Origin of the sequence: Cupriavidus lacunae (assembly GCF_003353055.1) — a bacterium.
GTDB lineage: Bacteria > Pseudomonadota > Gammaproteobacteria > Burkholderiales > Burkholderiaceae > Cupriavidus > Cupriavidus lacunae.
Map to the genome: position 1 here is coordinate 25794 of NZ_QKWJ01000036.1, position 20677 is coordinate 46470.

Below are 20677 nucleotides of genomic sequence, written 5' to 3' on the forward strand. Positions count from 1 at the left end.
TACCGACTCTGCCGCCACCATGGCCACGCCTTCCGCCCGCGACCGCATCCTCGACACCGCTGCCCGCCTGTTCTACCAGGAGGGCTACCGCGCCACCGGCATCGACAAGATCATTGCCGAATCCGGCGTGGCCAAGATGTCGCTCTATCGTCATTTCGCTTCCAAGAACGAGCTGATCTCGGCGTTCCTGGCGCGCCGGCATGACGAGTGGATGGCGTGGTTCCGCCAAGACGTGGAAGCCCGCCTGGCGGAGCGCCCGCACCTGGACGTGATCGCCGATACGCTGGCCGACTGGTTCGGCCGCGACTTCCGCGGCTGCGCCTTTATCAACGTGGTGGCCGAGGCGGGCGGGGACGCGCGTGCGGAGGAGCAGGCGGCCGCCCACAAGGCCGAACTGGAGGCGTTCATCGCCGAGATTGCCACGCGCCTGGGCCTGGAGCAGCCGCAAGCGGTGGCCGGGGAAGCGATGCTGTGCATCGAAGGCATGATCGTGCGCTACCAGATGCGGCCGGATGCGGCGGTGGTCGAGGCCGGGCGGCGGTTGCTGGGCCGGCTGCAGGGCTAGCCGCGGTGGCGGTCCAGAAAGGCCTGTGTGCCTTCCCGGGCGCCCGTTGATGCCGCAGCCACGCGGAACTGCATCGCCTCGATGGCGAGGCCTTCGTCGATGGGCACATTGATGCCGCGCGTGACGGCGCGCAGCGATGCTGTCACGGCAACTGCCGAATGTTGCGCGATGCGGTCCGCCAGCGCCAGGCAAGCCGGCAGCAACCCGTCGGCGGGCACGACCCGATTGACCAGGCCAATGTGCTCGGCCGTGGCCGCGTCGATGGCATCGCCAGTCAGGATCATGGCGTTGGCGCGCTTGCGGCCCACATGGCGTGGCAGCCGCTGGGTGCCGCCGAAGGTGGGCGCAAAGCCCAGCCGGATCTCGGGTTTGGCAAAGGTGGCATGGTCCGCCGCGAGCGCCAGGCTGCAGGCCTCCACGATTTCACAGCCGCCGCCAAACGCCAGGCCATTGACCGCGGCGATCACGGGCTTCGGGAAGTTCTCCAGCTGGCGCGTCAGCGCCTGGCCGCGTCCAAGGAACTCGCGCAGGGCGCGCTCAGGCGAAGCGGCGATGTCCGGCGCAAAGCCGGCGATGTCCGCCCCTGCGCTGAAGGCTCTACCCTTGCCGGTCAGGATCACGCAACGGACGGTGTCATCCGCCTCGCATGCCTGCAGGTGCGCGGCCAGCGCGTCGATCAGCGCGTAGCTGAGCGCGTTGAGCTTTTCAGGGCGGTTCAGTACCAGCAGGGCATGCTGGCCCACGCGTTCGGTTTCGATCAGTACGGTCATGCGTTGGCTTCCAGTGGTTGCGTTGAACATGGTGGCAGGGTGGCGACGGCGTGCGCCGTGCCGGACACGACGATCCAGGCCGGCTTGCCGCACAGCGCGGAGACAAAGCAGGTGAGCGGCTCCGCGGCGCTCAGGCGAGCGCGCGGCCCCAGTACGAAGTCGTCGCAGCTGCGGTCCGGATCGTGGCCCGGTTTCACGGGTGCCTGGGTAACCCACGCCAGCCCTTGCACGCAACGCAGCTGGTCGCCGGCGGCAAGGCGGATGACAATGGGCGCGCGGCCCTCGATGCGCCAGCGGCAGAATGGCTTCATGGCGTTCTCCTCGAAGCGCCTGACGCGATCGTCAGGCCATGACATCATTGTTGTCGCACGCTGGCCGTGGTGGCCGGAAGTGTTTTCAACCCGGGTATTCCTCGCCGTCATGCCACATCTGAGTCCTGCTTCTGCCAACGCCCTGCGCGCGATCTCGCTCGAGGCCCTTCGCGGTTTTGAATGCAGCGCGCGCACGCTGAGCTTCACGGCCGCCGCGCAGGAACTCTGCCTGACGCAGTCCGCCGTCAGCAAGCAGGTAAAGAGCCTGGAAGATGTGCTGGGCGTCGCGCTGTTCCTGCGCGGCGGCAAGGGGCTGAGCCTGACCGCAGAGGGCCGCCAGCTCTACGATGCCACGCGCGCGGCATTGGGCCAGTTGGGCGACGCCGTGGATCGCGTGCTGGTCGCCAGCCGGATCTCGATCGCGGTGACAACCACGCCATCGTTTGCCTCGCTCTGGCTGGTGCCCAAGCTGGCGCGCTTCCAGGCGCTGGCGCCGGACATCGACGTGCGGGTGGATGCGTCGGAGGCCTACGCCAACCTGGAGCGCGAGGGCTTCGACCTGGCCATCCGGCTTGCCGCGCCTGTTGCTAATGAGGCGCCGCTGCTGCAGGAGCGCCTGATGCTGGTCGCAGCACCGGCGCTGGCCGCGCGCATCGCCACCACCGCAGATCTCGCGTCAGCGCCGCTGCTGGTGTTCCACGATCCGGCCGGGCGCTTTCCCTGGATGTCATGGAGCGAATGGCTGACGCGCCTGCAACTGGCGCGTTCGCCGCGACAGCCATGCCTGTACTTCTCGCAGTACGAGCACGTGCTGAACGCCGCGGCACAGGGTGCGGGTGTGGCGATCGGGCGTACGCCGCTGGTATTGCCGCTGTTGGGTAGCGGCAAGCTGGGGGTGGTACTGCCCGGGCACGTGGAGTACGGCATGACGTACCGCATTGTCGAGGCGCCGGAAGCGCGGCCCGGCGTGCGGCGCTTCCGGGAATGGCTGGAAGCGGAACTGGCAGCCGAGGTTCTGGGATAGCGGCCGGTTCGTCAGCTTGGCCGTCCGGTATCGTCAGTAACTTCCGGTGCGCCTTCGTCCGGCTTAGCGCCGAGGCAGCATCCGGTGCGATTTCGCGTAATCACGCAGTGCGTCGTTCATCAGCGTTTGCCAGCCGCTGCCGGTTGCCTTGTAGGCCTCCAGTACATCGGGATCGATCCGCAGCGTCTGGTTGATCTTGCGCTCGCCAGCCGGCTTGGCCGGCCTGCCACGGCGCTTCACCAGCGCGTCCGCTTTTTCTTTTCCCACGACCTGCTCGAGTACCTCGCGCGCCGGGCGCATCCGCTTGATTTGCTCTGTCGGCAACGACACCGCATCGGGGTCTGCGGCAATGCCGCGCGCAATGGCGGCGTCCTCCGCGGGCGTGGGCAGGGTGAGGTCAGATTTCCTGTTCATAGTCTCGCACCTCTCGGGATCACTCTGCAGTGGCCCGTCCAGACGCGCGAAGCCAGCTTAGTCCGCATCCGGAACTGGCGCACCCTGCACTTTAGGCGCCGGCTCGGCCTGCATGGCGGCCGCGGGCAAGAGTTTCAGGAAGGTGCGCGCGACTTCCGGGTCGCGGCAGGCGAGCCAGTCGTCCCACTGTTCACGCGGCACGATGACCAGCGACCGCTTTTCGTCGCCCGGCTTGTGGAAGCGCTGCATCACCGGGTGCTGCGCCGAGTTGATGGTCAGCATGGTGAAAGAGAGCGCCTGGTCCGGCCAGCCGCGCCACAGGCCGGCGATGCCGAAGGCGGGCTCGCCGGGCAGCCAGATGCGCCAGCGCACCGGCTTGCCGGGCGGGCCACCAGGCACCGCCTCCTCGGGATATGCAAACTCATAGAACGCCGTAGCGGGTATCAGGCATAGCTGGCCCTGGCGCCAGTAGCGTGCAAAGGCCGGGCGCTCGCCCACGGTTTCGCTGCGGGCATTGGTGGTGTCGTAGCGCCGTGCGCCGGCTGGAATGCGCTGGCGCGGCACCATGCCGAACGAGGCCAGGTCGGCGCTGCGTGCGCCGTCGTCCGTGGCGCGCAAGATCGGCGCGGCGTAGTCGGGATAGGTCTCGGCCTTGTATACGCCCGGCGGCGGCTCCACGCCGAAGATTTCGCGCAGGATACGACGCTGGACCGGAGCGTAGTTGGTGCACATGCGCTGTCTCCTGACGGTGATGCCGGTATCGTCGGCGGCGCGCGGCGCCGCGTCAAGGGCGCCTCAGCGCTCGCGGCAGGGATGGCAAAAACCGTCAGCCGCGCTGGCGGAATCGGTTATTGCGCACGCGCTGGGGCCTGGCGCACACTCTTGCGGCAGCCGTTGCGCGGCACTGCCCGCACACTGGCCACCTACTACAAGGCACAAGCCCGGATACAGGAGACACCATGCGCGACTACGCCCAAGCTTTCGACGGATTTTCCTATGACGACGCCGTGGCACGGCAGCTGCAAGGCAGCCTGGCGGCGATGAACGCCTGCGTCGAATGCTGCGACCGGCACGCGCAGCCCGGCCGCATCGCGTTGTACTGGGAAGGGCGCGACGGCAATGCGCGCAGCTGGACCTTTGCCGAACTGCAGGCGTTGTCCGCGCAGTTCGCCGGCTTCCTGAAGGCACAGGGCGTGCAGCCGGGCGACCGCGTGGCAGGCTTGCTGCCGCGCAACGCGGAACTGCTGGTGACGATCCTCGGCACCTGGCGCGCCGGCGCCGTGTACCAGCCGCTGTTCACCGCCTTCGGTCCCAAGGCGATCGAGCACCGGCTCAATGCGTCCGGCGCCAGGGTGGTGGTCACCGACACCGTCAATCGTCCCAAGCTGGACGAGGTGGCCGGCTGTCCCGCCATCGTCACCGTGGCCGGCACCCAGGGCGACCCCGCAAGCCACGGCGTGGGGCAGGGCGACTTCAGCTTCTGGGCCGAGCTGGCGCGCCAGCCGGCGTCGTTCGAGCCGGTGATGCGTCGCGGCGAAGATCCTTTCCTGATGATGTTCACCTCCGGCACCACCGGCCCGGCCAAGCCGCTGATGGTGCCGCTCAAGGCCATCGCCGCGTTTGCCGGCTATATGCGCGACGCCGTCGATCTGCGCGACGAAGATGCGTTCTGGAACCTGGCCGATCCGGGCTGGGCCTACGGCCTGTACTACGCTGTCACCGGCCCGCTGTCGCTGGGCCATGCCACGACCTTCTACGACGGGCCGTTCAACGTCGACAGCACCTGCCGCGTGATCCGCAAGTACGGCATCACCAACCTGGCCGGGTCGCCCACGGCATACCGGCTGCTGATCGCGGCAGGCGAGGCCGTGTCCGGCCCGTTGCGCGGCCAGCTGCGTGCCGTCAGCAGCGCGGGCGAGCCGCTCAATCCGGAAGTGATCCGCTGGTTCGCCAGCGAGCTGGGCGTCACCATCCACGACCACTATGGCCAGACCGAACTGGGCATGGTGCTGTGCAACCACCATGCCCTGGCGCATCCGGTGCGCATGGGGGCGGCCGGCTTTGCCAGCCCGGGGCACCGCGTGGTGGTGGTCGATGACGAACAGCGCGAACTGCCGCCCGGACAGCCGGGCACGCTGGCGCTGGACCTGAAGCGCTCGCCCATGTGCTGGTTCGGCGGCTATCACGGCACGCCGACCAGCGCGTTTGCCGGCGGCTACTACCTGACCGGCGATTCCGCCGAACTGAACGACGACGGCAGCATCAGCTTTATCGGCCGGGCCGACGATGTCATCACCACCTCGGGCTACCGCGTGGGCCCGTTCGACGTGGAAAGCGCCCTGATCGAGCATCCGGCCGTGGTCGAGGCCGCGGTGATCGGCAAGCCCGACCCCGAGCGGACCGAGCTGATCAAGGCCTTCGTGGTGCTGGACCCGCAGTACAAGGGCTCGCCCGAGCTGGCCGAGACGCTGCGCCTGCATGTGCGCAATCGCCTGGCGGCCCATGCCTACCCGCGCGAGATCGAATTTGTCGCCGAACTGCCCAAGACCCCCAGCGGCAAGGTCCAGCGTTTCATCCTGCGCAACCAGGAAGTGGCTCGCGTACGCGAGGCGGCCGCCACCTGAGCCAGGGCCTTGCGTAGAACCCATTTCACAATGAAGAAGGTCCCCTTCTTCATTGTGAAATGGGTTCTTAGGCCGAACCCGCGGCGGACCGCTTCCTATAATGAGGAAGCGGTTGCCAGGGGCCCCGGGGGTGAAGGAGGCTGCGGCGCCGCCCCAGGCGCGCCTGCAGGCGGGCGCGCATCCTCCATCTCCAGACCATTCCGGCGAGGCGAACAAAATGCAGACTAGCGAAGCGGTGCTGACGCAGGCGCGCGCGGCCTTGGCGCATGTGCCTTATCAGGGTCATGTCCTCCATCCCACCATTCAGTTGCGGCTGTCCGACGGCGCGTTGATCCTGGAAGGCGAAGTGGCCGATATTGTCGACAAGACCCGGGCCGCGGCGACGTTGCGGCGCGTGGACGGCGTGACCAGCGTGATTGATCATCTGCGCGTGGCCGACGGCGGCATGCAGGTCGGTGACGGCGAACTGCGCGACGCGGTGTGCGAGCGCCTGCTCAATGCCGTCGATTTCCGCAATTGCAAGATCTGCGCGCGCGTCAAGGGCAAGCCTGAGGCCATGCGCGAGGCCGTGGGCGAACGCAGCGGCTGGATCGAAGTGGAAGTGCACGACGGCGTGGTGACGCTGTGGGGGCAGGTGATCAGCCTGTCGCACATGCGTCTGGCCGGGGTGCTGGCGTGGTGGTCGCGCGGCTGCCGCTGCGTGGTCAACGAGCTGGTGGTGGCGCCGGCCGAGGCCGACCGCGACGATGAAATCACCGAGGCGCTGATGCTGGTGCTGGAGACCGATCCCTTTGTCGATGCCGGCCAGGTCAGCGTGCGTACCGAGAAGCGCGTGGTGACGCTGGAGGGTTGCGTCAGCAACGAGAACACGCGCCGCCAGGCCGAGCGCGACGCGTGGTATGTGCAGGGCGTGGAGGACGTGGTCAACCACATCTCGCTGCGCACCTGAGCGCTGGCACCAGCGCGGCTATCCGCGCGCGCCGCGCTGTGCCGCGGCGTCTTCCATGCGCCAGTAGCGTCGCCGCGCCCGCAGCGCAAAGCGGGCGCGGTAGTCTGACATCGACATCCCCGCAGTGCGCTGGAACAGCCGGCGGAACGCGGCCGCGTCGCTGTAGCCGCAGGCTTCGGCAATCGCCTGCGTGCCGTGCAGCGTGACTTCCAGCAGCATGCGGGCGCGCTCCACGCGCAGCGTGTGCAGGTAGTCCAGCGGCGTCATGCCGGTCACCTGGCCGAAATGCCGCAGCAGCGTGCGTTCGCTGACCGCCGCTGCCTGCGCCACCGCGGCCAGCCTGTAGGGCTCGGACACGTGGTCTTGCAGCCATTGGATGGCGCGGTACACAGGGCTGTCCGCGGTGCGGCTGAGCCAGCGCTGCGACACCAGCGCCGGCACGCTGCGCTGGCGCTCGGGCTGGAACAGCATCAGCCGCGACGCCGCCTGCGCCAGGTCCGGGTCATGCAGGTGGCCCAGCACCCGCAGCATGAATTCCACCTGCAGCGCCGGCGCCACGCATGAGAACACCTGCCGGTGCACGCTCATGGCGTTGTCGCTGCCCAGGTCGCAATGCGGATATTGGCGCATCATCCAGCTCTGGAACATCCACGGCGCGCCCACCCTTGCGCCATCCAGCAGTCCCAGCTGCAACGCAAACACCATCCCCGACGAACACGCCGCGATCCAGCCGCCGGCCTGCGCATGGCGTTCCACCAGGCGCAGCGCCGTGGCATGGCGCTGCACGATCTCGCCGAGCTGCAGCGCATTGCTGGCCAGCAGGGCCGGGATGACCAGCAGCGTGCGGCTGTCCGCGACGCGCGTGCGCCGGGTGGAAGGCGCCAGCCCGGGCAGGACCGGTGCCAGCGTACGGCCGTTGGCGCCGCACAGCTGCCAGCTCAGCGTGGGCGCGGCGTCGGGACGCTGCAGGCTGGCCACGCCGGCCACCGTGCGCAGTACGTCGAGCGTGGTGAACAGGCTGCCCGGCATGGCTTCCGGCAGCCATAGCAGGCGGACATGCAGCGGGATGTTCTGTGACGGCGGTTCGATGACGGGGGGCGTGCTCGGGTGCATTGGCGATGGGCGGGGCAGGATGGCGGGGCAAAACACCGTGGCGGGATCGGCATCCGGATTGGCGATATTGATCCTCCCCTTCGGTTCTGGCAAGGACTAGGATCGTGCAGTTGTGCCGTGGCGCCGCCAGTGCGCCACGGCATGACCCCGACAAGACCAAACCGAGGAGATTCCATGCCGTTTTTCGTTCGCCACGTTGCCCTTGCCGCTGCCCTGACGCTTGCCGGGGCGGGCACCCTGGCCAGCGCCGCGCAGCCAGATACCGCGCTGCTGTCCGCCGCGCAGGCGGCCCAGCCCGCTGTCGTGCACTCGCTCAAGGAGATGGTGTCGATCGAATCCGGCAGCGCCAATGCGAAGGGGCTGGCGCAGATGGCCAGCTATACCGAGAAGCGCCTGCAGGCGCTGGGCGCAAAGGTTGAGCGCCTGCCGGTGACTAGGGGCCCGGGCACCATGGTCAAGGCGACCTTCACCGGCACCGGCAAGCGCCGCGTCATGCTGATTGCCCACATGGACACCGTCTACCCGGAAAACACGCTGGCCACGCAGCCCATCCGCGAGGAGGGCAACCGGCTCTACGGCCCCGGCATCGCCGACGACAAGGGCGGCATCGCCGTCATCCTGCATTCGCTGGAGATCCTGAAGAACCAGGGCTGGCGCGACTACGCGCAGATCACTGTGCTGTTCAACCCAGACGAGGAAGTCGGCTCGGTCGGCTCCGGCGAAGCCATTGCCGCGCTGGCCGCGCAGCACGATGTGGTGCTGTCGTGCGAGCCCACCGCGGCCAAGGATGTGGTCAAGGCCGAGTCGCTGTTGCTGGGCGCCTCCGGCACTGCCACTGCCACTATGCAGGTCAAGGGCCGCGCTGCCCACGCCGGCGCCGCGCCGGAGCGCGGCCGCAATGCGCTGCTCGAACTCGCCTACCAGCTGCAGCAGACGCGCGACACCGCCAGCCAGGTGCCGGGCTCGCAGCTGAACTGGACCCAGGCGCAGGCCGGTACGGTGCGCAACCAGATCCCGGAAAGCGCTGTTGCCTACGGCGACGTGCGCACCACGGCGGCCGGCGCCGCCGAGAAGCTGAAGGTGGCGTTGCAGGACAAGGTCAAGGCCAGCCAGCTGGTGCCGGAGACGCAGACCACGGTTTCGATGGAAGAGGGCCGTCCGCCGTACGTGGCCGACGCGCGCGGCCGCGCGCTGGCCAGGCGCGCGCAGGAGATCTATGCCGAGCTGGACGGCCGCACGCTGGCACTGGCCGAAGGCACTGGCGGCGCCACGGACGCCGGCTACGCCGCGCGCTCTGGCAAGCCCGCGGTGGTGGAAAGCTTCGGGCTGGCCGGCTTCGGCTATCACGCGCGCGACGAGTACGTCGAGCTCGACTCGATCGTGCCGCGCCTGTACCTGATGACGCGCATCCTGCAGGATATCGGCCGCAACTGAAGCGGCAGGGCAAGGCGGCGCAAGGCTGGCGTCGCCAGCGGCCCGAGCCATTCCCGGCAAGCCTGCTACAGTGTCATGGCCGCCCGCATGCGGCGGCCATGACAAAAGAGAGATTGCAGGGGAGACCGAGATGAACCGCAAAGGCTTGCTCGACGCGGCCACGGCGCTGGAAGACCTGGCGGCGGGCAACACGCCCGCGGCCGCGCAGGTGGTGGCGGGGGCTGCCGCGCTGGAGAAGATCCACGCCGACTTTCCGGGTTGGCGCGATGTGGGCGATGCGTTGTTCGGCCTGAAGGCGCTCGCCGGCGGCAGCGGCATGGCGCTGGACGTCAAGGGGCGCCAGCGCGCCGCCCGGCTGGCCGACGTGGTGCGCAGCCTGATCGATCAGATCTGAACGGACGCGCCTCCGGGAACCGGTTCTACAGCATCGACTCGATCGGCAGGATCGACAGGAACCAGATGCCAAGCCGGCGCAACCAGCTGGTGTTCGGCTCGGTGTCATGGCGGATGACTTCGTCGCCGCGCCGTTCCAGCCAGTACAGCTTGCCGGTCTCATCGAGCTTGACCTGGTAGGCCGCGCGCGGCACCACGCTGGCGAAGGTGGATTCGATCTTGCCTGCCAGTTCCGGGCTGTCGATGACGAAGCCCAGTTCGGTGTTGATCGTCGCCGAGCGCGGGTCGAAATTGAACGAGCCCACGAAGATCCGGTTGCCGTCGACCGCGAAGGTCTTGGCGTGCAGGCTGGAGCCCGAGCTGCCGAAGGGGCCGGCGCGCTCTTCCTTCCTGCCAGGCGCGGCCGAGCGCCGCAGCTCATACAGGTCCACGCCGGCTTCCAGCAGCGCCTTGCGCCGCTTGGCATAGCCCGAATGCACGGCGGCCACGTCGGTGGCTTCCAGCGCATTGGTCAGCACCCGCACCGCCACGCCGCGCCTGGCCATGTCCGCGAAATAGGACGTGCCGCCCGTCGTCGGCACGAAGTAGGGCGAGACCAGGTCAAGCTCGCGCTGCGGGTCGCCCAGGATATCGCGCAGCTGGTGCGCCACCAGGGTGTTGCGCGACGCCTCGCCCAGCGCCTTGTCCGGGTTGTCGCTGACCAAGCGCGCTTTTGCCCACTGGAACGGCAGCGTGCCGTCCAGCATCCGCTGCACGTCGGGCAGGTTGCGCACCGCGCCAAGGTAGGCGGCGGCAGCCGGGTTCTGTTCGACGGCGCGGGCGTTGCCGACCAGCGCCTGCAGCCGTTCGACGCTGACCGGCGGCACCAGCCGGTCTACCGGGTAGGCCGAGGCGCTGGACCAGTAGCGGTCGAAATCGAGCGCCACGTCGCCCGCCGCGGGGCCGACAGCGATCACGTCGAGGTCGGCGAACAGCACGCCATCGGTCGCGCCGAAGTATTCATCGCCGACATTGCGCCCGCCGATGATGGTGGCGACGCCGTCGGCGGTAAAGGACTTGTTGTGCATGCGCCGGTTCAGGCGCCGGAAATCAGTCAGGAAATTGAGCGCCTTGGGGTGGCGGATCACGAACGGGTTGAAGATCCGCACTTCGACGTGCGGATGCGCATCCATGGCCGCCAGCAACTCGTCCATGCCGGCGATGCCGTTGTCGTCCAGCAGCAGGCGCACGCGCACGCCGCGGTCGGCGGCTTTATGCAGCGTCTCCAGCAGCAGCGTGCCGGTCAGGTCGTCGCGCCAGATGTAGTACTGCACGTCGAGCGTGCGCTGCGCGGTGCGCGCCAGCTGCACGCGCGCGGCAAAGGCGGCGTAGGCGTTCTCGAGCGGATGGATGCCGCTCAGGCCCGGATGGCGCGCCACTTCGCCGGCCACCGCCTGGCCCAGCGGCGTGGCCTGGGACTCGGCGGGCGTCAGCGCGTAGGATTCAGTTCGGGGATCCAGCGGGGGCAAGGCGCAGCCGCCGAGCAGGGCGGCGCACCACAGCAGCAGCGAACTGGCGCGCAGGCGGCGGTGGGGAACGAACGCGGCGTCTGTCGGCGATGGCATGGCGGCATTGAGGTACGGAAAGCGCTCCCGTTGCGCTGGTTTGCTCCCCTCACCCGCAAGCGGGAGAGGGAGAACACCGGCGCGTTTGCAAGGCTTCGTGGTTCGCAACCACCTTACGAAGCCGCCACCACCCCGCATGCGATCCGCCCGCCCGAATTCCCGGTGGGCTGCGTCTTGTAGTCGTCCGGATCCTTGTGCACCACCACCGCACGTCCGATCACCCCGTTGGCGCCCGTGCCAACCGTCAGGTCCGGCAGCAGCATGCTGACGCGCGCATTGCCACTGGCGTCTGCGGTGACATTGTTCATGTCGCCGGCATGGTGGTCGGGCACGGTCATCTGGCCATGGGGCTTGCCGGTCGGGTTGAAGTGGCCGCCCGCGCTCATCGCATCAGGCGCGGAGCAGTCGCCCTTCTCATGGACGTGGAAGCCATGCACCGAGTTCGGCGGCAGGCCCGTGATCGCGGCGGTCATCATCACGCCGCCAGGCTGCTGCTGGAAGGTCACGGTGCCCGCGGTGTCGGTGCCGCTCTTGGGCTGGAGCTTTGCCGTCGCCCTGGCGTCGGCGCCGGTGTTTGGCGCTGCGGTCGCGCCCGCTGCAGACGAGGAGGTCATGCCGGAGCCGGCGCAGCCGGCCAGTGCAACTGCTGCGGCAATGCACGCCGCCAGGGGGGTAAGCACTTGTTTCATCGGAATCCTCTTCTTGTCGTGATTTCGGAAGAAACAGTATAGAACGGCGGGCGTTGAACCGATTTCCGGTTTTGTCCTACATACCGCAGAGAACAGGCGCCGCTGGCTGATCGGGCCAGATCAGGCCGCCACGGCCAGCCGCTGCTGTGCCGCACCAAAATGCGGATGGCGGGAGAACAGTTCCGCGGCCCAGTTGACGAACACCCGTACCTTGGCCGACAGGTGCCGGTTCTGCGGATACATCGCCGAGATCGGCAGCTCATCGGTCTGCCAGTCGGGCAGGATCTCCACCAGCCTGCCGCTGGCCACGTAGGGCTCGGCCATCGCGCGCGAGATCCGGGCCACGCCATGGCCCTCCAGCGTGCAGCCCAGGTAGACGTCGGCGTCGTTGGTGGAAATGGCGGAGGGAAGCAGTACCTCGCTGCGCTCCGCGCCGTGGGCCATCGGCCAGGGCATTTCGCGGCCGGTGCGGTTGGACAGGAAATTGACCGCCTTGTGCTGCGCCAGCTCGGTCAGGTCGCGCGGGGTGCCGAAGCGGTTCAGGTAGATCGGCGAGGCGTAGAACGCCAGCTTCACGTTGCCGATGCGGCGGGCCACCATGGCCTCGTCCAGTGGCACGCCCACGCGCAGCACCACGTCCACGCCCGCCTGCAGCAGGTCGATCGGCTTGCCGTTGATGGTCAGTTCCAGCTTCAGGTCCGGATAGGCCTGGAAAAATTCATGCAGGTGGGGCACCAGCACCAGCTGCGCCAGCACGGCGGTGGTATCGACCGACAGCGTGCCGCGCGGCGAGTTGTTCTGGCGCGTCAGCGACTGCTCGGCCTCGTCGACATCGGCCAGGATGCGCACGCAGCGTTCGTAATACGCCGCGCCGTCGTTGGTCACGCTGATGCGGCGCGTGGTCCGGTGCAGCAGCTTGACGCCCAGGTGGGTTTCCAGGTTCTGGATCAGGCGGGTCAGCGTGGCCTTGGGCAAGTCCATCGATTCCGCGGCGCGTGCAAAGCTGCCGACGTCCACGACCCGGGTGAATGCCTGCATTGATACGAGACGGTCCATGATGAGGTTCCGACGATAGATCCGAACGGCGTGCCGCCCGCGCTCGTGGCGCACGCGGCCCTGCTGGTTGTTGTTATGGGGAGTCTGCCGGCTGGCTGGCACTGCGACTGCGCGCTGGCTGGGCGCGGGTTCCGGCGTGGGTTTGTCAGGGCGTCCGGCGCCGCGGGAATCTCCCCGCTTCGGACCGGGCGCGCACCGGCCTTGGTGTCCTGTGGACCGCTGCGCGTGCCGAGAGGCGGAGTGAATCACAAAACACAAAACCTTGTCATGCGTGGGGATTCTTCCTTCCGGAGGCATGACAGGAGGGGGTTTGCGATTATTCCAATCCCGGAACGGTGCATTAGCGATCTCTCGCTTTATCCCATCCTCGTCAATCACCATAATTCGTTCCATCGCAACACTCAAGCGCATTGTTTCCGTCGTGCGCCGACGCCATGTCCCAGAAGCCAGGCCAACGCCCCAATGCAGCCAGCGCCGCCACTGCCCTCACGGCAGCCGGGCCGGGGCAGGCGCGAGTGGCTGAGCATACGGTGACGAGCGACGGGCGGGAGATCCTGGTGCGGGTGTGCTACCCGGCGGGCTATCCTGCGCCGGGCGCCGAGGGCGAGGCCCTGTTGCCCTGGCTGGTGTACCTGCATGCCGGCGGCTTTGTGGAAGGCGGCGTGGAACATGCCTGCCAGCTGGTGCAGGACCTGGCCACCACGGTGCCGGCGGTGGTGATAACGCCGGCGTATTCGCTGGCGCCGGACCATCCGTTCCCGGCCGCGCCGGAGGACGCACACAGCACGGTGCAGTGGGTGCTGCGCAATGCCCGGCGCCTGAAGCTGGACCGGACCCGCTTTGCGCTGGTTGGCGAGGAAGCCGGGGGCAACCTGGCGATTGCGCTGGCGCAGATGCTGCGCGACCGCGGCACCGCGCAGCCGCGCGGGCAATGGCTGATCCGTCCGGTGACGGACCCGTGCCTGCAGCACGCCTCCTGCGCGGGGTTTGGCGGCGGGCAGGTGCCGATGGAAACCCTGAAGCGCCTGGCCGACAACTATCGCGATTACCTGCCGACGCCTGCGGCTACGGTGCATCCGTATGCCGCCCCGGCGCTGGCCTCGCGCCTGGCCGGGCTGCCGCCCACGCTGGTCCAGGTGGCTGAATACGACGCGCTGCGTGCCGAAGGCGAGGCCTTCGCCGGGCGCCTGAGCAAGGCCGGCGTGCCGGCCCAGGCCATGATCATGCCCGGCGCCTGTGGCGACGGCGTGGAAGAGGCCCATGACAGCTGTCAGGCATGGGTCGACGAAGGTGCGCGGTTCCTGCGGCGATGTCTGGCCGCGGCCGACGATACCTCATCCCTGACTGAACGCCGTGCTGGTGCCAAGACCAGCCGGCCTGGAGCCAAGCCCGCCGGCTGAGCCGCTCCAGACAACCGCCAGCCGGCTCTGTTTCGGCCAGAGCCAGGACCGCCGCCATACACAGGCGGTCCTAAGTCCGACCATCAGTTTGGCCATGGTTCCGGTCCGCCCACGCGGACCGGCAGGCGGCGTTCGGCCATTTGCTTTTCCGGTTGAAGAAAACCCGATCCAGGAGTTTGAGAAATGCAGCAGCAGAAACGACGTACCCTGATTGCCCTCGCCATCGTCGTGGTGCTGGGCGCCGGCGTGGCCGGTTCGATCTTGCGCCCTTGGCACAGCGGCGAAGCCCACGCCAACACGCCGCCGCCCGCGCCGGCGATCGAAGTTGCCGCGGTGGTGGGCCAGACCATCACCGAGTGGGACGAATTCTCCGGCCGGCTGGAAGCCGTGGACCGGGTCGAGATACGCCCGCGCGTCGGCGGCACCATCGACGCCGTGCACTTCCGCGAAGGCGCGCTGGTGAAGAAGGGGGATCCGCTCTTCACCATCGACCCGCGTCCTTATGCGGCAGAAGTTGCCCGCGCCGAAGCGGACCTGGCCGCGGCGCAGGTGCGCGCCGCCCACGCCCAGAGTGAGCAGGCACGCGCCCAGCGGCTGCTGGACGACAACGCGATCTCGCGGCGCGAGTTCGACGAGCGCATCCATTCCGCGCGCGAAACCAGTGCGAACGTGCGCGGCGCCCAGGCGCAGCTGGAAACCGCCCGCCTGAACCTGGCCTACACCCGCATCACCGCGCCGGTGGCCGGGCGCGTGTCGCGCGCCGAGATCACTGTCGGCAACCTGGTGGCGCCGGGCACGACCTCGCCGGCGCTGACCACGGTGGTGTCGGTGTCGCCGGTCTATGCCAGCTTCGAGATCGACGAGCAGAGCTACCTGCGCTACACCGCGCCGGGTGCCGGCGGTGGCCAGGCCAACCTGCCGGTCTACCTGGGCCTGGCCAACGAGGACGGCAATCCGCATGAAGGCAAGATCCAGTCGGTCGACAACCGCCTGGACCCGCGCAGCGGCACCATCCGCGTGCGGGCGGTGTTCCAGAACGAAGACGGGCGCCTGCTGCCGGGCCTGTACGCCAAGGTCAAGCTGGGCGGCGGCGCGCCGCATGCGGCGGTGCTGGTCAATGACCGCGCCGTCGGCACCGACCAGGGCAAGAAGTTCGTCCTGGTGCTCGACCGCGCCAACAAGCTGGTCTACCGCGAAGTGGAACTGGGGCCCAACCATGATGGCCTGCGCGTGATCCGCAAGGGCCTGAAGCCGGGCGAGACCATCGTCGTCAACGGCCTGCAGCGTGTGCGCCCGGGTGACACGGTCCAGCCCAAGCCGGTGGCCATGGCCTTCCGCAGCGAGCTGGAGCCGCGCGGCGTGGCGCCCGACCGCAAGCAGGCCGCCAGCGAGAAGGCCAGTGCCGAAGGCAACGACGGCAAGCCCGTGAGCTGATCCCCGGACCCCAGACCGCACAACCAGCCAGACAACTCCAGCGCTCCCCGTGATGTGGATGGCGCCCGCTTCGGCGGGCCGCCAGGGGACCCGCTACGCCAACGCAGGCAGAGACCAAGATGAATCTCTCTAAATTCTTTATCGACCGCCCCATCTTCGCGGGGGTGCTGTCGGTGCTGATCTTCCTGATTGGCGCCATATCGATGTTCAAGTTACCGATCTCGGAATACCCGGAAGTGGTGCCGCCGTCGGTGGTGGTGCGCGCGCAGTATCCGGGCGCCAACCCTAAGGTGATTGCCGAGACGGTGGCCTCGCCGCTGGAAGAGCAGATCAACGGCGTCGAGAACATGCTGTACATGTCTTCGCAGGCCAACAGCGACGGCCTGCTCACGCTGACGGTGACCTTCAAGCTGGGCACCGACCCGGACAAGGCCCAGCAGCTGGTGCAGAACCGCGTCTCGCAAGCCGAGCCGCGCCTGCCGGAAGACGTGCGCCGCCTGGGCATCACCACGGTCAAGAGCTCGCCGGATCTGACCATGGTGGTCCACCTGGTCTCGCCCAACGACCGCTATGACATGACCTACCTGCGCAACTACGCGGTGATCAACGTCAAGGACCGCCTGGCGCGCCTGCAGGGCGTGGGCCAGGTGCAGCTGTTCGGCTCGGGCGACTACGCCATGCGCGTGTGGCTCAACCCCGACAAGATGGCCGAGCGCCAGCTTGCCACCAGCGACGTGATCAAGGCCATCCGCGAGCAGAACGTGCAGGTTGCGGCCGGCGTGATCGGCCAGTCGCCGGCGCTGCCGGGTGCTGACCTGCAGTTGTCGGTCAATGCGCAGGGCCGCCTGAGCACGGTGGAGGAGTTCGGCGATATCGTCGTACGCACTTCCGCCGACGGTGTGGTCACGTACCTGAAGGACGTGGCCCGCATCGAGCTGGGCGCGTCCGAATACGCGCTGCGCTCGCTGCTGGACAACAAGCCCGCGGTGGCCATCCCCATCTTCCAGGCACCGGGCTCCAACGCCATCCAGATCTCGGATGACGTGCGCAAGACCATGGAAGAGCTCAAGCAGAACTTCCCGGACGGCATCGACTACAGCATCGTCTATGACCCCACGCAGTTCGTGCGCCACTCGATCGAGGCGGTGACGCATACGCTGTTCGAGGCCATCGCGCTGGTGGTGCTGGTGGTGATCCTGTTCCTGCAGACCTGGCGCGCATCGATCATCCCACTGCTGGCGGTGCCGGTGTCGATCGTCGGTACCTTCGGGCTGATGCATGCGTTCGGCTTCTCGATCAACGCGCTGTCGCTGTTCGGGCTGGTGCTGGCGATCGGTATCGTGGTCGATGATGCGATCGTGGTGGTGGAGAACGTCGAGCGCAATATCGAGGAAGGGCTGTCACCGAAGGAGGCCACCTACAAGGCCATGCGCGAAGTCAGCGGCCCGATCATCGCCATCGCGCTGACCCTGATCGCCGTGTTTGTGCCGCTGGCCTTCATGACCGGACTGACCGGGCAGTTCTACAAGCAGTTTGCGCTGACCATCTCGATCTCGACCATCATCTCGGCGTTCAACTCGCTGACGCTGTCGCCGGCGCTGTCGGCACTGCTGCTGCGCGGCCATGATGCGCCCAAGGACTGGCTGTCGCGCGGGATGGACCGCGTGTTCGGCGGCTTCTTCAAGCGCTTCAACCACTTCTTCGGCCGCAGCGCCGAGAACTATGGCCGCGGCGTGAAGGGTGTGATCCGCCGCAAGGGCTCGGTATTCGGTGTCTACGCGGTGATGCTGGTGCTGACCTGGGGCGTGTTCCAGATGGTGCCCAAAGGCTTCGTGCCGGCGCAGGACAAGCAGTACCTGGTGAGCTTTGCCAAGCTGCCTGACGGCGCCACGCTGGACCGCACCGAGGACGTGATCCGCAAGATGAGCGATATCGCGCTCAAGCATCCGGGCGTGGAATCGGCGGTGGCCTTCCCGGGCCTGTCGATCAACGGCTTCACCAACAGCCCAAGCGCCGGCATTGTGTTCGCCACGCTCAAGCCGTTCGAGGAGCGCAAGACCAAGGAACTGTCCGGCGCGGCGATTGCGGCCGACCTGAACCAGAAGTACGCGGCCATCCAGGATGCCTTTATCGCGGTATTCCCGCCGCCGCCCGTGCAGGGCCTGGGCACCATCGGCGGCTTCAAGCTGATGATCGAGGACCGTGCCGCGCTGGGCTATGACGCGCTGTTCGAGGCCACCAACGCGTTTGCCAACAAGGCACGCGCCACGCCCGAGCTGACCGGCATCTTCAGCAACTACCAGGTCAACGTGCCGCAGCTCGACGTCAAGCTGGACCGCGTCAAGGCCAAGCAGCTGGGCGTGCCGGTGACCGAGGTGTTCGACACGCTGCAGACCTACCTGGGCTCGTCCTATGTCAATGACTTCAACAAGTTCGGCCGGACCTATCAGGTCAAGGTGCAGGCGGACGCGCCGTTCCGCGCCCATGCCGAGGACATCCTGCAGCTGAAGACGCGCAACGCCGCCGGCGACATGGTGCCGCTGTCGTCGCTGGTGCAGGTCAAGCAGGGCTTTGGTCCCGACAGCGTGGTGCGCTACAACGGCTTTACCGCCGCCGACATGAACGGCGGGCCCGCGCCCGGGTTCTCGTCGGGCCAGGCCCAGGCCGCGGCCGAGCGCATTGCCGCCGAGACCCTGCCCAAGGGCATGAAGTTCGAATGGACCGAGCTGACCTACCAGGACATCCTGGCCGGCAATGCGGGTGTGTGGATCTTCCCGCTGTGCGTGCTGCTGGTGTTCCTGGTGCTGGCTGCCCAGTATGAAAGCCTGACGCTGCCGCTGGCGGTGATCCTGATCGTGCCGATGAGCCTGCTGGCGGCGATGACCGGGGTGTGGCTCACGCATGGCGACAACAACATCTTCACGCAGATCGGTTTCATCGTGCTGGTGGGGTTGTCGGCGAAGAACGCGATCCTGATCGTGGAGTTTGCGCGCGAGCTGGAGCATCACGGCCGCACCGTGGTGCAGGCCGCGATCGAAGCCAGCCGCCTGCGCCTGCGCCCGATCCTGATGACCTCGTTCGCTTTCATTATGGGCGTGGTGCCGCTGGTGATCTCCACCGGCGCCGGCGCCGAGATGCGCCATGCCATGGGCGTGGCGGTGTTCGCGGGCATGCTCGGCGTGACTTTCTTCGGGCTGTTCCTGACGCCGGTGTTCTACGTGGCGCTGCGCCTGCTGGCCACGCGCGGCCAGCGCCGCGCGGCTGCGCAGGAGCAAAGCGCGCAACTGACTGCATCGGCTGAATAATGGTGATAGACATGAATGCCCCTGCATTTTCGACAACATCCTGGCTGCCTAAACTGGCGACATTGGCCGCGGCGCTAGTCCTGGCGGGCTGCTCGCTGGCCCCGACCTACAAGGTGCCGGAAACGGCCACCGTGCCGGCCTTCAAGGAGGCCGAGGCCGCCCAAGCCGAAGGCGCGCAATGGAAGACCGCGACGCCGTCCGAAGGCCAGAATCGAGGCGACTGGTGGAAGATCTTCGGCGACGCCGAGCTGGACCGCCTGATCGACGCGGCTGGCAGCTCCAACCAGGACCTGGCGATTGCCGCTGCCCGCCTGAAGCAGGCACGCGCCTTCACAGGCGCCACTGAGGCGGACCTCTACCCGCAGTTGAGCGTGGGCCTGGACCCGACGCGCAGCCAGCCGTCGGCGGCGTCGCAGGGTCTGCCCGACGGCACGCGGGTCTCGCCACAGACCGTGCTCAAGGCGCGCGCCTTTGCCAGCTATGAGCTGGACCTGTTCGGCCGCGTCGCATCCAGCGTCAATGCCGCCCGGGCGGACGGCGAGGCCGCGGAGGACCTGTACCGCTCGGTGCAGCTGGCGCTGCAGGCCGATGTGGCGCAGGCCTACTTCGCGCTGCGCACCCTGGACAGCGAGCGCGACCTGCTCAATGCCACCATCAAGCTGCGCGAGGATGCGCTGTCGCTGCTGAGGAAGCGCTATGACGCCGGTGAAACCACCGACCTCGATCCCGCCCGTGCCGAAGCAGAACTCGGCACCGCGCGCGCCGACCTGGCCAGCATCGAGCGCCGCCGCGCCAGCCAGGAGCATGCGCTGGCGGTGCTGACCGGCGTGCCGCCGGCGGCGTTTTCGCTGGCGGCTCGCCCGCTGGACGCCGCGCCGATCGCGGTCCCGGCGGGGCTGCCGTCCGAACTGCTGGAGCGCCGGCCTGACATCGCCGCGGCGGAACGCCAGATGGCGGCGGCCAACGCGCGCATCGGCGTGGCCAAGGCGGCGTTCTACCCGCGCATCACGCTGTCGGGGCTGTTCGGCTTTGAATCGGGGGATCTGTCGAATCTGTTCAAGTGGTCGTCGCGCACCTGGGCACTGGGACCGCTGATCGGCTCCACCATCGCACAGACCGTGTTCGACGGCGGCCGCAACCGCGCCAACCTTGCCGGCGCCCGCGCCGCGCATGAGGAAACCGTGGCCAGCTACCGGCAGACCGTGCTGGTGGCCTTCCGCGAGGTGGAAGACAGCCTGGCGGACGTGCGCTGGCTCAGCCAGCAGGCCGGCGCGCTGGACAGCGCACTCGGCGGCGCCCGGCGCGCCGCGCGGATCTCGCGCAGCCGCTATGACGCCGGCGCGGTCGATTACCTGACGGTGATCGATGCCGACCGCACCGTGCTGCAGTCGCAGCGCGACGCCAACCAGGTGGCCGGCCTGCGCGCGGCCGCAACGGTGTCGCTGGTGCGCCGGCTGGGCGGTGGCTGGGGCCCGCTGCCGGAAACGGTGGCGGCCGCGCCGGCGCCAGCCGCGGACGCGCCAGCTTCCCAGACGCGTTAAGCGGGCGGGACTGAAGCGGGCGGGACTGAAGCGGGCGGGACTGGCGCGATG

The 20677-nt window shown here is 68.2% G+C and carries 18 protein-coding genes; 10 read left to right on the forward strand and 8 right to left on the reverse strand.

Annotation, left to right across the window (positions count from 1 at the left end):
• The first annotated feature begins 19 nt into the window (after positions 1 to 19).
• Positions 20 to 565 carry a TetR/AcrR family transcriptional regulator gene (locus DN412_RS24515; protein ID WP_115213958.1) on the forward strand — a complete coding sequence of 182 codons (546 nt, stop codon included), beginning with the start codon at positions 20 to 22 and terminating at the stop codon, positions 563 to 565.
• Here the strand turns inward: DN412_RS24515 and DN412_RS24520 are convergent.
• Both DN412_RS24520 and DN412_RS24525 read right to left on the reverse strand, forming a co-directional pair.
• Positions 562 to 1335: a crotonase/enoyl-CoA hydratase family protein gene (locus tag DN412_RS24520; protein ID WP_115213959.1), complete on the reverse strand. Its 774-nt coding sequence runs from the start codon at positions 1333 to 1335 to the stop codon at positions 562 to 564. The genes DN412_RS24515 and DN412_RS24520 overlap by 4 nt on opposite strands.
• Entirely contained in the window at positions 1332 to 1646 is a 315-nt protein-coding gene (locus DN412_RS24525) for a DUF2917 domain-containing protein (protein WP_161564037.1), read from the reverse strand. The genes DN412_RS24520 and DN412_RS24525 overlap by 4 nt, the downstream gene beginning before the upstream one ends.
• Between DN412_RS24525 and DN412_RS24530 the strand changes: the two genes are divergently transcribed.
• On the forward strand, positions 1645 to 2670 hold the full coding sequence (locus DN412_RS24530; protein WP_244222770.1) for a LysR substrate-binding domain-containing protein: 1026 nt from the start codon (positions 1645 to 1647) through the stop codon (positions 2668 to 2670). The genes DN412_RS24525 and DN412_RS24530 overlap by 2 nt on opposite strands.
• A 63-nt stretch (positions 2671 to 2733) precedes the next feature.
• On the opposite strand, the gene DN412_RS24535 is transcribed toward DN412_RS24530, so the two are convergent.
• Together DN412_RS24535 and DN412_RS24540 are read right to left on the reverse strand one after the other, a co-directional pair.
• A complete protein-coding gene (locus DN412_RS24535; protein WP_115213962.1) occupies positions 2734 to 3084 on the reverse strand; it encodes a BrnA antitoxin family protein in 351 nt (116 codons plus the stop codon).
• A 57-nt stretch (positions 3085 to 3141) separates the two neighbouring features.
• The gene (locus DN412_RS24540) at positions 3142 to 3816 is read right to left on the reverse strand and encodes an SOS response-associated peptidase (RefSeq protein WP_115213963.1); all 675 of its coding nucleotides are present in this window, start codon (positions 3814 to 3816) and stop codon (positions 3142 to 3144) included.
• Positions 3817 to 4043: 227 nt separating this feature from the next.
• On the opposite strand from DN412_RS24540, the gene DN412_RS24545 reads away from it, so the two are divergent.
• A complete protein-coding gene (locus DN412_RS24545; protein ID WP_115213964.1) occupies positions 4044 to 5708 on the forward strand; it encodes an AMP-binding protein in 1665 nt (554 codons plus the stop codon).
• Between the two features lie 217 nt (positions 5709 to 5925).
• Positions 5926 to 6657: a BON domain-containing protein gene (locus DN412_RS24550; RefSeq protein ID WP_115213965.1), complete on the forward strand. Its 732-nt coding sequence runs from the start codon at positions 5926 to 5928 to the stop codon at positions 6655 to 6657.
• Between the two features lie 18 nt (positions 6658 to 6675).
• On the opposite strand, the gene DN412_RS24555 is transcribed toward DN412_RS24550, so the two are convergent.
• Complete coding sequence (locus DN412_RS24555) at positions 6676 to 7770, reverse strand: GlxA family transcriptional regulator (protein WP_115213966.1); 1095 nt, start codon at positions 7768 to 7770, stop codon at positions 6676 to 6678.
• A 174-nt stretch (positions 7771 to 7944) separates the two neighbouring features.
• Between DN412_RS24555 and DN412_RS24560 the strand changes: the two genes are divergently transcribed.
• Both DN412_RS24560 and DN412_RS24565 read left to right on the forward strand, forming a co-directional pair.
• Positions 7945 to 9204, forward strand: coding sequence for a M20/M25/M40 family metallo-hydrolase (locus DN412_RS24560; RefSeq protein ID WP_115213967.1), 1260 nt, complete (start codon positions 7945 to 7947; stop codon positions 9202 to 9204).
• A 130-nt stretch (positions 9205 to 9334) separates the two neighbouring features.
• Positions 9335 to 9598 carry a hypothetical protein gene (locus DN412_RS24565; protein WP_115213968.1) on the forward strand — a complete coding sequence of 88 codons (264 nt, stop codon included), beginning with the start codon at positions 9335 to 9337 and terminating at the stop codon, positions 9596 to 9598.
• A 25-nt stretch (positions 9599 to 9623) separates the two neighbouring features.
• Here DN412_RS24565 and DN412_RS24570 read toward each other — a convergent pair whose 3' ends face one another.
• The 3 genes from DN412_RS24570 to DN412_RS24580 all read right to left on the reverse strand — a co-directional run bounded on the left by DN412_RS24570 (position 9624) and on the right by DN412_RS24580 (position 12946).
• A complete protein-coding gene (locus DN412_RS24570) occupies positions 9624 to 11201 on the reverse strand; it encodes a phospholipase D family protein (protein WP_115213969.1) in 1578 nt (525 codons plus the stop codon).
• A gap of 113 nt (positions 11202 to 11314) precedes the next feature.
• Entirely contained in the window at positions 11315 to 11890 is a 576-nt protein-coding gene (locus DN412_RS24575) for a superoxide dismutase family protein (protein ID WP_115213970.1), read from the reverse strand.
• Positions 11891 to 12010: 120 nt separating this feature from the next.
• Entirely contained in the window at positions 12011 to 12946 is a 936-nt protein-coding gene (locus DN412_RS24580) for a LysR family transcriptional regulator (RefSeq protein WP_115213971.1), read from the reverse strand.
• A gap of 434 nt (positions 12947 to 13380) precedes the next feature.
• Here DN412_RS24580 and DN412_RS24585 point away from each other — a divergent pair, with 434 nt between their 5' ends.
• From DN412_RS24585 to DN412_RS24600, 4 genes are all read left to right on the forward strand, one after another.
• On the forward strand, positions 13381 to 14346 hold the full coding sequence (locus DN412_RS24585) for an alpha/beta hydrolase (protein ID WP_115213972.1): 966 nt from the start codon (positions 13381 to 13383) through the stop codon (positions 14344 to 14346).
• Between the two features lie 183 nt (positions 14347 to 14529).
• Positions 14530 to 15780 (forward strand): efflux RND transporter periplasmic adaptor subunit, encoded by a 1251-nt coding sequence (locus DN412_RS24590; RefSeq protein ID WP_115213973.1) that lies wholly within the window; start codon positions 14530 to 14532, stop codon positions 15778 to 15780.
• A gap of 119 nt (positions 15781 to 15899) precedes the next feature.
• Positions 15900 to 19085 (forward strand): efflux RND transporter permease subunit, encoded by a 3186-nt coding sequence (locus DN412_RS24595; RefSeq protein WP_115213974.1) that lies wholly within the window; start codon positions 15900 to 15902, stop codon positions 19083 to 19085.
• A gap of 11 nt (positions 19086 to 19096) precedes the next feature.
• Positions 19097 to 20626, forward strand: coding sequence for an efflux transporter outer membrane subunit (locus DN412_RS24600; protein ID WP_244222771.1), 1530 nt, complete (start codon positions 19097 to 19099; stop codon positions 20624 to 20626).
• Positions 20627 to 20677: the final 51 nt, after the last annotated feature.

Bases quoted from the DNA above. Each gene is read 5' to 3' on its own strand.
- DN412_RS24525 (WP_161564037.1), bottom strand. From the start codon at position 1,646: ATGAAGCCATTCTGCCGCTGGCGCATCGAGGGCCGCGCGCCCATTGTC.
- DN412_RS24550 (WP_115213965.1), top strand. From the start codon at position 5,926: ATGCAGACTAGCGAAGCGGTGCTGACGCAGGCGCGCGCGGCCTTGGCG.
- DN412_RS24575 (WP_115213970.1), bottom strand. From the start codon at position 11,890: ATGAAACAAGTGCTTACCCCCCTGGCGGCGTGCATTGCCGCAGCAGTT.
- DN412_RS24540 (WP_115213963.1), bottom strand. From the start codon at position 3,816: ATGTGCACCAACTACGCTCCGGTCCAGCGTCGTATCCTGCGCGAAATC.
- DN412_RS24565 (WP_115213968.1), top strand. From the start codon at position 9,335: ATGAACCGCAAAGGCTTGCTCGACGCGGCCACGGCGCTGGAAGACCTG.
- DN412_RS24590 (WP_115213973.1), top strand. From the start codon at position 14,530: ATGCAGCAGCAGAAACGACGTACCCTGATTGCCCTCGCCATCGTCGTG.
- DN412_RS24530 (WP_244222770.1), top strand. From the start codon at position 1,645: ATGGCGTTCTCCTCGAAGCGCCTGACGCGATCGTCAGGCCATGACATC.
- DN412_RS24570 (WP_115213969.1), bottom strand. From the start codon at position 11,201: ATGCCATCGCCGACAGACGCCGCGTTCGTTCCCCACCGCCGCCTGCGC.
- DN412_RS24545 (WP_115213964.1), top strand. From the start codon at position 4,044: ATGCGCGACTACGCCCAAGCTTTCGACGGATTTTCCTATGACGACGCC.
- DN412_RS24515 (WP_115213958.1), top strand. From the start codon at position 20: ATGGCCACGCCTTCCGCCCGCGACCGCATCCTCGACACCGCTGCCCGC.
- DN412_RS24600 (WP_244222771.1), top strand. From the start codon at position 19,097: ATGAATGCCCCTGCATTTTCGACAACATCCTGGCTGCCTAAACTGGCG.
- DN412_RS24580 (WP_115213971.1), bottom strand. From the start codon at position 12,946: ATGGACCGTCTCGTATCAATGCAGGCATTCACCCGGGTCGTGGACGTC.
- DN412_RS24520 (WP_115213959.1), bottom strand. From the start codon at position 1,335: ATGACCGTACTGATCGAAACCGAACGCGTGGGCCAGCATGCCCTGCTG.
- DN412_RS24595 (WP_115213974.1), top strand. From the start codon at position 15,900: ATGAATCTCTCTAAATTCTTTATCGACCGCCCCATCTTCGCGGGGGTG.
- DN412_RS24535 (WP_115213962.1), bottom strand. From the start codon at position 3,084: ATGAACAGGAAATCTGACCTCACCCTGCCCACGCCCGCGGAGGACGCC.
- DN412_RS24555 (WP_115213966.1), bottom strand. From the start codon at position 7,770: ATGCACCCGAGCACGCCCCCCGTCATCGAACCGCCGTCACAGAACATC.
- DN412_RS24585 (WP_115213972.1), top strand. From the start codon at position 13,381: ATGTCCCAGAAGCCAGGCCAACGCCCCAATGCAGCCAGCGCCGCCACT.
- DN412_RS24560 (WP_115213967.1), top strand. From the start codon at position 7,945: ATGCCGTTTTTCGTTCGCCACGTTGCCCTTGCCGCTGCCCTGACGCTT.